This window comes from Alistipes sp. An116, assembly GCF_002161005.1.
GTDB classification, from domain to species: Bacteria; Bacteroidota; Bacteroidia; order Bacteroidales; family Rikenellaceae; genus Alistipes; species Alistipes megaguti.
This window is the reverse complement of the sequence record NZ_NFLR01000019.1, coordinates 1-12,507: the sequence shown is the minus strand read 5'-3', so window position 1 is coordinate 12,507 and position 12,507 is coordinate 1. Positions and strand designations below refer to the sequence as shown.

General features: G+C 62.1%; 10 protein-coding genes. 4 read left to right on the top strand and 6 right to left on the bottom strand.

The features are described from left to right. Positions 1–15 precede the first annotated feature (15 nt). Complete coding sequence (locus tag B5E60_RS11065) at positions 16–345, top strand: heavy-metal-associated domain-containing protein (RefSeq protein WP_087311588.1); 330 nt, start codon at positions 16–18, stop codon at positions 343–345. An 88-nt stretch (positions 346–433) separates the two neighbouring features. Here B5E60_RS11065 and B5E60_RS11060 read toward each other — a convergent pair whose 3' ends face one another. Further along, entirely contained in the window at positions 434–1,156 is a 723-nt protein-coding gene (locus B5E60_RS11060) for an MBL fold metallo-hydrolase (RefSeq protein ID WP_087311586.1), read from the bottom strand. Between the two features lie 195 nt (positions 1,157–1,351). On the opposite strand from B5E60_RS11060, the gene B5E60_RS11055 reads away from it, so the two are divergent. After that, a complete protein-coding gene (locus B5E60_RS11055) occupies positions 1,352–2,296 on the top strand; it encodes a hypothetical protein (protein ID WP_239403319.1) in 945 nt (314 codons plus the stop codon). Between the two features lie 84 nt (positions 2,297–2,380). Here the strand turns inward: B5E60_RS11055 and gltB are convergent, their stop codons facing one another. The 4 genes from gltB to rpmI all read right to left on the bottom strand — a co-directional run bounded on the left by gltB (position 2,381) and on the right by rpmI (position 9,166). Continuing rightward, a complete protein-coding gene (gltB, locus tag B5E60_RS11050) occupies positions 2,381–6,859 on the bottom strand; it encodes a glutamate synthase large subunit (protein WP_087311582.1) in 4,479 nt (1,492 codons plus the stop codon). 333 nt (positions 6,860–7,192) lie between these two features. After that, positions 7,193–8,434, bottom strand: coding sequence for an MFS transporter (locus B5E60_RS11045; protein ID WP_087311580.1), 1,242 nt, complete (start codon positions 8,432–8,434; stop codon positions 7,193–7,195). 72 nt (positions 8,435–8,506) lie between these two features. Then, complete coding sequence (gene rplT / locus B5E60_RS11040) at positions 8,507–8,851, bottom strand: 50S ribosomal protein L20 (protein WP_087311651.1); 345 nt, start codon at positions 8,849–8,851, stop codon at positions 8,507–8,509. A 120-nt stretch (positions 8,852–8,971) separates the two neighbouring features. After that, on the bottom strand, positions 8,972–9,166 hold the full coding sequence (rpmI, locus tag B5E60_RS11035) for a 50S ribosomal protein L35 (RefSeq protein WP_009598828.1): 195 nt from the start codon (positions 9,164–9,166) through the stop codon (positions 8,972–8,974). Positions 9,167–9,298: 132 nt separating this feature from the next. Here rpmI and B5E60_RS11030 point away from each other — a divergent pair, with 132 nt between their 5' ends. Together B5E60_RS11030 and B5E60_RS11025 are read left to right on the top strand one after the other, a co-directional pair. Continuing rightward, on the top strand, positions 9,299–10,816 hold the full coding sequence (locus tag B5E60_RS11030) for a S41 family peptidase (protein ID WP_087311578.1): 1,518 nt from the start codon (positions 9,299–9,301) through the stop codon (positions 10,814–10,816). 31 nt (positions 10,817–10,847) lie between these two features. Beyond that, a complete protein-coding gene (locus B5E60_RS11025) occupies positions 10,848–11,519 on the top strand; it encodes an MgtC/SapB family protein (RefSeq protein WP_087311649.1) in 672 nt (223 codons plus the stop codon). A 279-nt stretch (positions 11,520–11,798) separates the two neighbouring features. Here B5E60_RS11025 and B5E60_RS11020 read toward each other — a convergent pair whose 3' ends face one another. After that, on the bottom strand, positions 11,799–12,431 hold the full coding sequence (locus B5E60_RS11020) for a YiiX/YebB-like N1pC/P60 family cysteine hydrolase (protein ID WP_087311576.1): 633 nt from the start codon (positions 12,429–12,431) through the stop codon (positions 11,799–11,801). Positions 12,432–12,507: the final 76 nt, after the last annotated feature.

The following is a 12,507-nucleotide window of genomic DNA, read 5'->3' as shown; positions in this document are numbered from 1 at the left end:
AAAATGGCAAAAACAATGAAACGAATTCTGATGCTGTGCCTGGCCCTGGTGATGGGCGTGGGCCTGACGGTGGCTGCCCCCAAGGGCGCTCCCAAAAAGATGGTGACGACGATCTTTGCGGCCGATGTCGACTGCGAACATTGTGTCAACAAGATCCTGAACAACGTCCCTTCGCTCGGCAAGGGTATCAAGGACGTACAGGTAAGCCTCGAGAAAAAGGAGGTGACCGTGGTCTACGATGCCTCGAAGAACAGCGACGAGAAGATCATCCAGGGGCTGGCCTCGCTCAAGGTGAAGGCCGAAGTCAAGAAGTCCTCGAATACCGAATCCGCGGCGAAAAAGTAACTGCCTGCCTCTTTCAAAGGAATCGGGGCGGTCTCTCGGCTGAGAGATCGCCCCGATTCGTTTCGGGCGGGCAAAAGCCTCGCGAGGGTTATTCCAGCGGCCGGATTCGGACCTCGGTCACCCCGTCCAGCTCCTGTGTGAGGCGCTCCAGATCGGTCTTCTCCTCCACTTCGCCGTAATGGTAGGGGTAGAAGATCGCCGGACGGATCGCCTTGACCGCCTCCACGGCCTGATCGACGGTCATCGTATAGGGCTGGTTCACAGGCAGGAAGGCGATGTCGATGTTTTTCAGCTTCTTCAGCTCCGGAGTCGGCTCCGTATCGCCGGCCACGTAGATGCGTGTTCCGCCGATCGTCAGCACATAACCGCAATCCTCGCGGTCCTTCGGGTGGAACTGAAGGTGTCCCGGCGTGGTGTTGTAGGCCGCCACGGCCTCGATCTTCACGTAGTCGCGCGGCGTGGCTACGCTCCCCGGACGCATCGTGTAACAGTTCATCTCGAAGGCTTCGGCCGAGGTCCGGTCGCAGAGAATCTCCGTCTCGGGGGTCAGAATCCGATCCACGGCCGTGATGTCCAGGTGGTCGTGGTGCGAGTGGGTGATCAGCACCAGATCGCTTTTCGGCAGCGAGGCGTAGTCGGCGTATTCGCTGACCGGATCCACGTAGATCCACTTCCCGCCGGTCTCGATGGCCAGCGAGGCGTGTTTGAAGAAATGAAACCTCATTTCGCGCCCGTCGCGCGCCGTGAGCGTGTCCGACGGGTATTCGGGGGCCTTTGAACGGCCGCATCCGAAGAAGGTAAGTAAGGACATAATGGTTGTTCCGATTATCAAATGGGTCTTCATCGTGGATTAAAGATACGATTTTGCGGCGAATTGTCCAAATATTCCGCTCCTTCGTAAAAAAAATCGTACCTTTGGGGCGTGAACCTGTTTTTTTTTGCTTCGGGCATGCAGTAATCCGCTCCGGAGCCCGTTTTATGGAAAACGTATAATCGACAACATCGCATGAAGAGAATTTTTGCTACGCTGATGCTCGCGGCCCTGGCGCTCTCGAGCTGTGTCAAGGAGAATGACTCCTACAAGGACTGGTTGCCCGTACAGCCCGGTCAATATATCTACACCTACGTCATGACCCAGGATCGGGTCGCCATGCAGGCTGCCAATGCCGGCATGCGGGTGGCCGTGATGGCTGCCGAGGTGGCCAAGCAACGGGCCGCCGGGGAAGATGAGGTGACCATCGGGACGGTGAAGTACAACAATCAGCTGTTGCTTTCGGCGCTTTTCAACTCCGGAACCAAGATCGAGGAGACAGACGACGGATATATGCTTACCTTCTCGAAGGATTATCTGATGCCCGACGGATTCCATCTCGGAGGCTCGCTGCTTGTCCGCACGGGCGGTGCCGCCGAACTGGCCAACGGAGCCGAATGGAGTGTGGAGATGCAGCCCGATTTCAAACTCTACAGTGACTCCGCTTACGGAAGCGTGCAGTCGCAGGTCAACATGTACAGCGGCACCACGACGCTCACGGACAATCAGGACGGATCTTATACCATTCGTCTCTCAGGCATAGCCGCCGAGGTCGATGGCAGTCACATCGGATCCTCGAACTGGAGTACTTCGGACGAGGGCTTTGTCCTCCGCCCCGAGGATGAGAAGGTGACGCTGGCCTACTCCTCCTGCCACGGCGAGACCTTTCGGATCAACGGATCCGCTTCGGGCCTCTCGATTTATGCCAACATGTCTGGATCCCGCCCGTTGAGCATGTCCTACACCGTGACCGACGGACTCTTCGTCGGGCTGCGGATCATCGGCGGAACCCAGGAGTGCGAGTTTACCTCGACCTCCGACTACGATACGGCGGGCTATCCCGCTCCCGATGTCCGCGTCGAGTGGACCAACGGTCAGTCCCGCATCTTCTACAACGGAAACGTCTATCCGAAGGAGTAACCTCCTTCCGCAAGACCGCGAAAAAAGGCTGCATCCACATAAGGGGATGCAGCCTTTTTTCGTGTCCGGAGCCTTGCCGGCGGATCACTGCTTCTGCGTCTGTGCGAGGTAACGCTTGTATTCGACGGGCGTCACCTTGATGAACTGCCGCACGTAGCTCTCCCAGTTCTCCAGCATCCGACGGCCGATGGCGCTGTTCGTGTGGCGGACGTGGGTGATGATCAGCCGGTGCAGCTCTTCGCGGTCATCGGCCCGGTCGAGCAGCGTCAGTTCGACCATCTCCATGTTGCAGTAGTAGTCGAAATCGCCGCGCGGGTTCCAGACGTAGGCGATACCGCCGCTCATGCCTGCGGCGAAGTTGCGGCCCGTCTGCCCGAGGATGGCCACGCGGCCGCCGGTCATGTATTCGCAACCGTGGTCGCCGACTCCCTCGACGACGGCCGTCGCTCCGCTGTTGCGCACGCAGAAGCGTTCGCCGACCCGGCCGTTGATGTAGGCCTCGCCCGCCGTGGCGCCGTAGAGCAGCGTATTGCCGGCGATGACGTTTCCTTCGGCGGCGAAGCGGCTCCCTTCAGGCGGTACGACAACGAGCTGTCCGCCCGAAAGCCCCTTGCCCAGGTAGTCGTTGGCGTCGCCCTCGAGGCGGAACGTAACCCCCGGGCAGAGGAAGGCGCCGAAACTTTGACCGGCGCTTCCGCGGAAGGTCACCGTCAGCGAACCCGTCGTGAGTCCCCGGCTGCCGCAGCGGCGCGTGATGTGGCCGCTGAGCATCGCTCCGACACTGCGGTCCGTGTTGGCGATCGGCAGGGCCTGCACGAGATTCTTCCGTTCGTCGATCACCCGGTCGGAGAGCGGCAGCAGCTGCCGGTCGATGACCTCCGTCAGGGCGTGCTCCTGCGGCTGGGTATGGCGCCGATCGGCATCACCCGCCGGGCGGAAGAGCAGCCGTCGCAGATCGAGTCCGTCGCCCGGTGCGCCGGCGGCAATCGGACGCTGGCGCAGCAGGTCGCTGCGGCCGATCAGATCGTCGAGCCGCGCGTAACCCATGGCCGCCATTCGGCGCCGCAGATCTTCGGCCAGCAGCCGGAAGTAGGTGATCAGGTGTTCGGGCTTGCCGGTGAAGCGCTTCCGCAGTTCGGGGTTCTGCGTCGCCACGCCCATCGGGCAGGAGTTCGTATGGCACTTGCGGATCATCCGGCACCCCAGCACCACGAGGGCCGCCGTGCCGAATCCGTACTCCTCGGCTCCGAGCAGGGTGCTCACCAGCACGTCGTGGGCGCACTTCATCTGCCCGTCGGCCTGCAGCCGCACGCGGCCCCGCAGACGGTTGCCCACGAGCGTCTGCTGGATCTCGGCCAGTCCGATTTCGACCGGTACGCCGGCGTATTTCATGGAGTCGGCCGGGCTGGCTCCCGTGCCGCCGTCCGAACCGCTGATGAGGATCTTGTCGGCCTTGGCCTTCGCCACGCCCGCAGCGATGGTCCCCACGCCGCTCTCGGCGACGAGTTTCACGCTGATCAGCGCCTCGGGGTTGATGTTCTTCAGGTCGAAGATCAGCTGGGCCAAATCCTCGATCGAATAGATGTCGTGGTGGGGCGGGGGCGAGATGAGCGTGATGCCCGGGATCGAGTGGCGCGTGCGGGCGATCATCTCGTCGACCTTGAAGCCCGGAAGCTGGCCGCCCTCGCCGGGCTTGGCCCCCTGCGCCACCTTGATCTGGATCTCGTCGGCGTTGACCAGGTACTCGGCATCGATGCCGAAGCGTCCCGAAGCCACCTGCTTCACGGCACTGCGCAGCGACGTGCCGTCTGCCAGCGGCGTGTTGCGGGCCGGGTCTTCGCCCCCTTCGCCCGTGTTGCTCTGGCCGCCGATGCGGTTCATCGCTGCGGCGATCGTCTCGTGCACCTCCTTGCTGATGGCCCCGAACGACATCGCCTCCACGACGAAGCGGTGCATGATCTCCCCGGCCGGCTCGACCTCCTCGAGTGCGATGGGCCGGCGGTCGCTGACGATCTCCATCAGATCGCGCAGGAAACGCGGCTTGTCGCGGTGTTCAGCCTGGCGGGTGAACTCGGCGAAGGTTGCCTCGTCGCCCGTGCGGGCGGCACCTTGCAGCGAGAGCACCGTGGCGGGATTCCAGCCGTGGAACTCGCCGTCGCGGCGGTAGGCGTAGCGTCCGAAGTTCTCGAGCGGCGTCTCTTCGAGGGCCGGAGCGGCGAAGCCCCGCGCATGCAGGGCCGAGGCCTGGCGCGCAACCTCCTCGAGCCCGATGCCGCCGATCGACGAGTGGCCGCCGCCCATGTAGCGTTCGAGCAGCGCATCGCCCACGCCCAGCGGTTCGAACAGCGCCGCGCCGCGGTAGCTGCGGATCGTCGAGATGCCCATCTTCGACATGATCTTCAGCATCCCCTTGTCGACGGCCCGGATGTAGTGCTGCTCGGCCCCTTCGTAGTCGAGTTGCAGTTCGCCCGCGGCGGTCAGCTGCCGGAGGATGGCAAAGGCCATGTAGGGGTTCACGCCGCTGGCGCCGTAGCCCATCAGCAGCGCCACGTGCATCGTCTCGCACACCTCGCCGCTCTCGACGATCACGGCGATCTGCGACCGCTTGCGGCGCGAAATGAGGTAGTGGTGCACGGCCGACATGGCCAGCAGCGACGGGATGGCGGCGTGCTCCGGGTCGATGCCGCGGTCGCTCAGGATCACGTAGTTGTAACCCTCGTCGACGGCCCGTTCGGCCGCCCGGCACAGCGCGTCGAGCGCCTCTTCGAGCGCCCGTCCGTCGCCTCCCGCCGGGAAGAGCATCTGCAGCGTGATGGTGCGGAAGCCCTTGTATTCGAGGTTGCGCAGGATGTCCAGATCGCGGTCCGAAATGATCGGCGAGGCCATCATCACCACCTTGCACAGCTCGGCCGAGGGCTTGAGGATGTTCTTGCGCACGGCGCCGATGTAACTGGTCAGCGACATGACCAGCTCCTCGCGGATCGAGTCCATCGGCGGGTTGGTCACCTGGGCGAACTGTTGTCGGAAGAAGTTGAAGAAGCGCTGCGGCTGTTCCGACAGCACGGCCAGCGGCGTGTCGTCGCCCATCGAGACGGTCGGGCCGGCCGCGGCCGTGGCCATCGGCTTGAGAATGCGGTCGATCTCCTCGCGGTCGTAGCCGAAGGCCCGCAGCGATTGGGCGTAATGGGGCACCTCGTGCGTCACGCGGCGTCCGCTGGTGATGTGGCGCAGGATGATCCGGTTGTCGTGCAGCCACTCGTCGTAGGGGTGCTCCGCGGCCAGCTGGCGCTTGATCTCGTCGTCGAAGAGGATCTGCCCCTGTTCGGTGTCGACCATCAGGATCTTGCCCGGTTCGAGGCGTCCCTTCGATTCGATCTCGTTGGCCGGGATATCCAGTACGCCCGTCTCCGAGGCGATGACCATCAGTCCGTCGCGCGTGATCAGGTAGCGTGCCGGACGCAGTCCGTTGCGGTCGAGCATGCCGCCCGCGTAGCGTCCGTCGGAGAAGATGATCGCCGCCGGACCGTCCCACGGCGCCATGAAGATCGAGTGGTATTCGTAGAAGCTCTTGAGCTTTTTCGAGAGCGGGTTCTTCTCGTTGAAACTCTCCGGAACGAGCATCGCCAGCGCGTGGGGCAGCGACATGCCGCCCCGCAGGAAGAACTCCAGCGCATTGTCGAACGAGGCGCTGTCGCTCATCCCCGGCTGGATGATCGGACCCAGTCCGCCGTCGGTCCGCCCGGCAAATTCGGGATGGAGCACCGCCTCGCGCGTCCCCATCCAGAGGCGGTTGCCGCGGATGGTGTTGATCTCGCCGTTGTGGCCGATCAGCCGGAAGGGTTGCGCCAGGCTCCATGTCGGGAAGGTGTTGGTCGAGAAGCGCGAGTGGACCAGCGCAATGGCGCTCGAGAAGTAGGGGCTCTGCAGATCGGTGAAGTAGTGGCGCAGCTGGCGCGACGAGAGCATTCCCTTGTAGACGATCGTGCGCGTCGAGAGGCTGGCGATGTAGCAGCTTCGCTTGTCACGGATCGTCGACGAGGCGATCCGTGCCTCGAGGCGTTTGCGCACGACGTAGAGCAGCTCCTCGAGCCGCTGGCGGTCGTCGCACCCCACGATGAAGAGCTGCCAGATGTCGGGCTCCGTGGCGGCGGCATCCTCACCCAGGATCGTGCTGTCGACCGGCACGCGGCGTGTGGCCATCAGCTGCAGTCCCTGCTCCTCGACCGATTCGGTGGCCAGCCGCATGAAGAGCCGCTGGTCCTCCTCGTTGCGCGGCAGGAAGACCATTCCCACGCCGTAGCGCCCCTTTTCCGGGACGGGAATGCCGTTCAGCAGGATGAATTCGTGCGGAATCTGCACCAGAATACCCGCACCGTCACCGGTTTTGTTGTCCGAACCTTCGGCGCCGCGGTGGGCCATGTGCTCCAGCACGCAGAGTCCCTGGTCGACGACCGAGTGGTATTTGTTTCCGTTGATGTTGACGACGAGTCCGACCCCGCAGGCGTCATGCTCGTTCTCCGGACGGTAGAGTCCACCCTCCGGCATGGCATACGTTTTCTTCATAGGATTCTCGCTAACTAACCTTCGACAGACTGTGGCGGGGCGACGGGGCGATTTTTGTTTTCCCTTCCTTTCCGGCAGCAGTCAATACCTACAAAGATAAGGATTTTTGAAAAAAGATGCAAATCGGAGGGTTATTTTTGAAATTATTTTAATATTATTCCAGCCTTGCAAAGTGTGGGTGGAAACGTATTGTGTTGGTTCTAAGTGTGTTGCATTGACTGCTCTTTGCAAGGAGGGAAATTCTGCCGGGGCGTGGGTCGGGGTGATTTGTGGCCGATTGAGGGGGGCTCCCGGAGGGTGGTGGCAGGGTGTCGGGCCGGTGGCCGGGGTGGATTACCGCTTGTTGGAAGAGGAATCCGGCTGTTCGGGGTGTCGGTCGAGCCGCAGCACCGACGGCAGGCAGAAAGCCACGCACCCCAGCAGGCAGATGGCTCCTCCCGAGAGGACGAACGTTGTGGTCAGCCCCACCTGCTCGGCCAGAAATCCCGTGCTCAGCAGCCCGAGGGCTGAGGGCAGCAGTCCGAAACTGCGGTAGAGCGACAGCACGCGTCCCAGCAGACCCGCCTCGATGCGGGTCTGGAGCACGGCGACGAACGAGGCGTTGAAGACGCTGCTCGAGACGCCGGCGGCGGCCGTCAGCACCGCAAACCAATAGAAGGCCGTCGGTGGCAGCAGTCCCGAGAGCAGGAATGAAAGCCCCACCATGATATACATCAGATTGATCAGCACGATGCGGTTGATCGGGTAGTTGCGGGCCCCCATGATCGCCCCGCCGAGCAGGGCTCCGCCGCCCCAGATGATCTCCACGAAGCTCATCTCCCAGGTGCCGCCGCCGAAGTGGTTGAGCGTCATGAGCGGGAACATCACCCCGACGGGCATGATCAGAAACCAGATGGCGATGGCCAGCACGAAGAACCATCCCAGACCGGGTTGCGAGTGCATGGCGGCGAATCCTTCGCGCAGTTCGTGCCACAGATCGGCCTTGCGCTTCGGGCGCTCGGGGTTCGGAATGCGGACGAAGAGCAGCGTCGTGCAGGCGATCAGCGCCCCCACGACATCGAGCAGCAGGATGTTGCCGATCGAGGTGAGCCCCAGCAGCAGGGCTCCCAGTGCCGGTCCTGCCAGGTCCGAGAATGACGAAATCACCTGATTCACGCCGGCGATGCGTGTCAGCTGCCGCTCGGGGGCCAGCAACGGCACCGAGGCCTGCATGGCCGGCACGTGGAAGGCCGTTCCCACCGAACGGCAGGCCAGCAGCACGTAGACATGCCACAGCTCGGCCCGCCCGCTCCAGAACAGAGCGGCCAGCCCCAGCGTGCAGAGGGCGATGAAGCTGTCGGCCAGAATCATCGTGCGTTTGCGGTCCCAGCGGTCGATGTAGACCCCCACGAAGAGCCCCAGCACGGCCTGCGGCAGCATGCCGGCCATGGCCGAAAGGGCCAGAACCTCGGCCGAACGCGTCTCGACGCTCATCCAGAAGATGATTGCGTAGGCGACGATCGAGCTGCTGAGGATCGAGACGGCCTGACCGCTCCAGATGACGGCGAAGGTATGTTTCCAGTTCTCTGCGGACATGGGGATCGGGAAAGAAAAGAAACGGCGGGCACCCGTGAGGGTATCCGCCGTGCTGAACCCTCGTCAGAAGGGTTATTTAACTGCGTTAACTATTGCCTCGAATGCCTTCGGCTCGTTCATGGCCAGATCGGCCAGTACCTTGCGGTTCAGGACGATGCCTTTGGCGTTGAGCTTGCCGATGAATTGCGAATAGGTCATTCCCTGGGCGCGGACGGCAGCGTTGATACGCATGATCCACAGCGAACGGAATGTCCGCTTCTTGAGCTGACGGTGTGCATAGGCAAAGCACAACCCTTTCTCGACCGTGTTTTTCGCAACGGTCCATACGTTTCCCCTTGAACCAAAGTTACCCTTGGCAAGTTTCAAAACTTTCTTTCGACGTGCGCGAGACGCAACAGCGTTTACTGAACGTGGCATAATGTAAAGTTTTTGGAGGACGGCCAGCGACACGGTTCTCCCGTGTTCTTCGGGGCTGGTTTGTCCCGGTTTGTGAATTGGGTTTGCCCTGACGGGCGGCTATCCGAATCGGCCGGCGGATTACTTCACCAGCAGGTTCTTGATTTTGGCCTCGTCGGCCGCAGATACGGTACCCGAATAGCAGAGGTTCCGCTTCTGCTTCGTCGTCTTTTTGGTCAGGATGTGACTGTGATAAGCGTGTTTACGCTTGATCTTTCCTGTGCCGGTGAAGGTAAAACGCTTCTTCGCAGCGGCATTGGTTTTCATTTTCGGCATTTTCGTAAACAGTTAATTAGTTAAACATAGCCTGCAAAAGTACGAATTTTTTTGCTTCGTGCAATCTTTTGCCGCGAAAACTTTGCGGTCTCGCTCTTTTTTCGTAATTTGTTGCATCAAAAACGTTGCGTCATGAGGAAGTCTATCTGGTTGTTTGCGTTGCTCGCGGCGGTCGGAGCAGTGCCCGGGGCCAAGGCCCAGCAGCCGCCCGTGCAGACCGTGGGTGTCGAATTGAGGGGGGATACGATGGTTTACCGTACCGTGAATGTCCCGCACCGTCGCCACGGCGCTTTGCGCGGCAGGGCCTGGGCCGGCTATTCGCATACGCCCTGGAGCCCGGAGCAGCGTCTCTTCGCCCTCTCGAAGCTCTGGATGGAGGTGCGGCGCAATTTCGCCTACATGGACCGTTTTGGCGTCGAGCGCTGGGATTCGCTCTACCGTTCGATGATCGTCCCCGTGCAGCAGGCCCGCAACGACGTGGAGTTCTACCGCCAGCTCGAGGGGCTCTGCGCCCGCCTGCAGAACGAACAGACCTTCATCCGCCACAGCCGTGACTTCCCGCAGTCGGCCATCCGCTTCGAGGATGGATGGCTGCTGCGCCTGATGGATGTCGGCGGGCATGTCGTGGTCTCGGAGGTGAGCCGCGACAAGGCCCAACTCATGCCGCCCGGATCCGAGATCCTGGCGGTCGACGGCCGGCCCGTCGAGGCGTGGCTCGGGGAGGTGATGACACGCGTTTCGGCCTCGACCGACCGTGTGCGGCGGCGTCTGGCCGTCGAGCAGATGCTGCTTGATATGGTCGGCTCGCCGCATGAGGTGACCTTCCGCCGCCCGGATGGCTCGCAGGCCTGCGTGCGGCTGGTCAACGCCCGGCCCGAAGCCGGTGAGCGGATCGCCTGCACGGCTCTGCCCGGACACGGATGGGACGAACTGCACGAGGATTTCCGCGTGACGTGGTATCCCGGTGACGTGGCCTGTCTGAAGATCGGTTCGTTCCGCCCCGGACGTGTCTTCCGGGCCTTTCACGATGCCTTCCCCGGGGTAAAGAACCGGGCCCGGGCGCTGATCATCGACCTGCGCTGGAACGAACGCGGCAGCAGTCGTATGGCCGCCGAATTCCTTTCGCATCTGACCCGCGATACGCTTCTCCGCGGTGCCGTCTGGCGTACGCGGATCTATGATGCCGCTCTGGCTTCGTGGGGTTCCGATGCCACGCCGGCCGACACGGTGGGCAATGCCCGCGTGAAGCTGGCCTATGAATACTACAACGATGCGGCCTTCTCCGAACCCGAGCGCAGCGCCTATCGCTTTCCGCGCAGCCGCGAGGTGTTGGAGGTGCCGACCGTGATTCTTGTCAACGATGCGACGGGCTCGGCCGCGGAGTGTTTCCTGGCGTTGGCCGCTTCGCAACCCCACATGTCGACCGTCGGAACGCCGACGTCGGGGTGTGCCGGAACTGTTGCCCTTTACGAGCTGCTGCCCGGTCTGCAGTGTGGAATCTGTACGCAGGAGGTGCGTTTCTCGGATGGCAAGGAGTTTGTCGGGCTGGGTATTGCCCCCGATGTGACGGTTGAGGATACGCTGGATGACATCCGTGCCGGGCGTGACGCCGCTCTGGAGAAGGCCCTCGAACTGCTCGGCGTGGAGTGATGTGAGGCGTGTCAACGTAACGGAGTGAATGATGAATATGGAGTGGGATTTTCTGATTCGTTTGTGTGTGGCTGGGCTGTGCGGTACGGTGATCGGCCTGGATCGTGAGTACCGTGTCAAGGATGCCGGCTTCCGCACCCATTTTCTGGTGGCGCTCGGAAGTGCGCTGATGATGATCGTTTCGCAATACGGCTTCGAGGATTTTCTGGCCTCGCACGACGGCCTGCGTTTGGACCCGAGCCGCATTGCGGCCCAGGTGGTCAGTGGTATCGGCTTCATCGGCGCCGGCACGATCATCATCCACCGGCAGCTGGTCCGCGGTCTGACCACGGCGGCCAGCCTCTGGGCCACGGCCGGAATCGGTCTGGCGGCCGGCGGCCACATGTATCTCGTGGCCGCCGCGGCAACCGTGCTGACGCTCTTCGGACTGGAGGTTCTGTCGCTCTTCTTCGGCGGACTGGGCAGCCGACGCACGATGGTTGTCTTTTCGGCTCCGACGCGGGCTGTGGTTGACGCCATGTTCAACCGGCTCGAAAGTCGCGACTACGCGGTAATCTCCTATGAGGTGGAGGCCGCCCGCACGCCCGACGGCATTGTCTATCGCGCCACGCTGGTTATCCGCTCCAAGGGGGCGGTCAGCGAGGAGGGTTATATCGACCTGCTGCGGGCCGATCCCGACATTACGATCGAGCGCATCGTCTGATCGGGGACGAGTGTCGGGAAGGTGAGTTTCGGGGGCTGGGTGCCGGGGCAGTTCAGAGAGATGAGAGGGGGCGTTTTGAGGCCGGGTGCCGAGAGGGACCGTTTAGAATGCTGAGTGCCGAAGGGCTGTCTCAGGGGTGGTTCTCGAGGACAGTCCGGGGAGGGTGGTTTCGAAAAAACGGTCGCGAGACGGCTGTTTTGGACGGTGTTGGAGGCAAGGAAGTACGTTCGGGAAGGGAGCACGAACGTCGGGGCTTCCGGCGCACGGCTGTCGTCCCTTTCAGAACCAGCGGCTGACCTCTTTCAGGTGCGGATCGTGGGCTATATCGTTGGGATTGGTCCCCGGCTCACCTTCGGGAATCGGCTCTCCCAGCCGTTCGAACAGCTCCACCCAGAAGGCGGGCATCGTCCCGTCTGTAGCTCGGAAATTCATTGGCCGGGCCGGAAAGATCCGCTCCCCGTCCGGCGTGCGATAACTCTCCCAGATCAGTTCGCTGCAGTAGAAGCGTCCATTGTCCGGGCGGTAAGAGTAGTCGTAGGGGAGTCCCCTGAAGCTTCGTGCCCGTGCGACCGAGGCTGCTACGCCCGTCGTATCGCTCAAGCGCATGGCCACGACGGCCGGACGGTCATTGATTCGGGCCGCATTCTTCAGAAATTCATCCAGCAAAGTCATCCGGACCCCGCCATTGCTGGTCGCTTCGAGTACCGAATCGGCCCCTTCGCAGGTGATTGCAATTCCTACATGGGTGAAATTCAGCGGGCTGTCGTCTCCGGTTGCGGCGGTGATTGCTCCGCTCATCTCCGATGTGGCGCCGACCTCAAACAACAGATCGCCGGTCCGGATTTCGGGCTCTGATGCCGTGCAGGCAGAAGCCGCCCACAGGGTCGCTATATATATAAGTGTCCGTTTCATTTTCTGTGAGGTTTACTTCGGGCAAAGATATTAAAAAAATTTTCATAAGTAACTGCCTGACGGATAGAGGAGTTTG

Bases quoted from the DNA above. Each gene is read 5' to 3' on its own strand.
- gltB (WP_087311582.1), bottom strand. From the start codon at position 6,859: ATGAAGAAAACGTATGCCATGCCGGAGGGTGGACTCTACCGTCCGGAG.
- B5E60_RS11055 (WP_239403319.1), top strand. From the start codon at position 1,352: ATGAAGAGAATTTTTGCTACGCTGATGCTCGCGGCCCTGGCGCTCTCG.
- B5E60_RS11020 (WP_087311576.1), bottom strand. From the start codon at position 12,431: ATGAAACGGACACTTATATATATAGCGACCCTGTGGGCGGCTTCTGCC.
- B5E60_RS11030 (WP_087311578.1), top strand. From the start codon at position 9,299: ATGAGGAAGTCTATCTGGTTGTTTGCGTTGCTCGCGGCGGTCGGAGCA.
- rpmI (WP_009598828.1), bottom strand. From the start codon at position 9,166: ATGCCGAAAATGAAAACCAATGCCGCTGCGAAGAAGCGTTTTACCTTC.
- B5E60_RS11045 (WP_087311580.1), bottom strand. From the start codon at position 8,434: ATGTCCGCAGAGAACTGGAAACATACCTTCGCCGTCATCTGGAGCGGT.
- B5E60_RS11065 (WP_087311588.1), top strand. From the start codon at position 16: ATGAAACGAATTCTGATGCTGTGCCTGGCCCTGGTGATGGGCGTGGGC.
- rplT (WP_087311651.1), bottom strand. From the start codon at position 8,851: ATGCCACGTTCAGTAAACGCTGTTGCGTCTCGCGCACGTCGAAAGAAA.
- B5E60_RS11060 (WP_087311586.1), bottom strand. From the start codon at position 1,156: ATGTCCTTACTTACCTTCTTCGGATGCGGCCGTTCAAAGGCCCCCGAA.
- B5E60_RS11025 (WP_087311649.1), top strand. From the start codon at position 10,848: ATGAATATGGAGTGGGATTTTCTGATTCGTTTGTGTGTGGCTGGGCTG.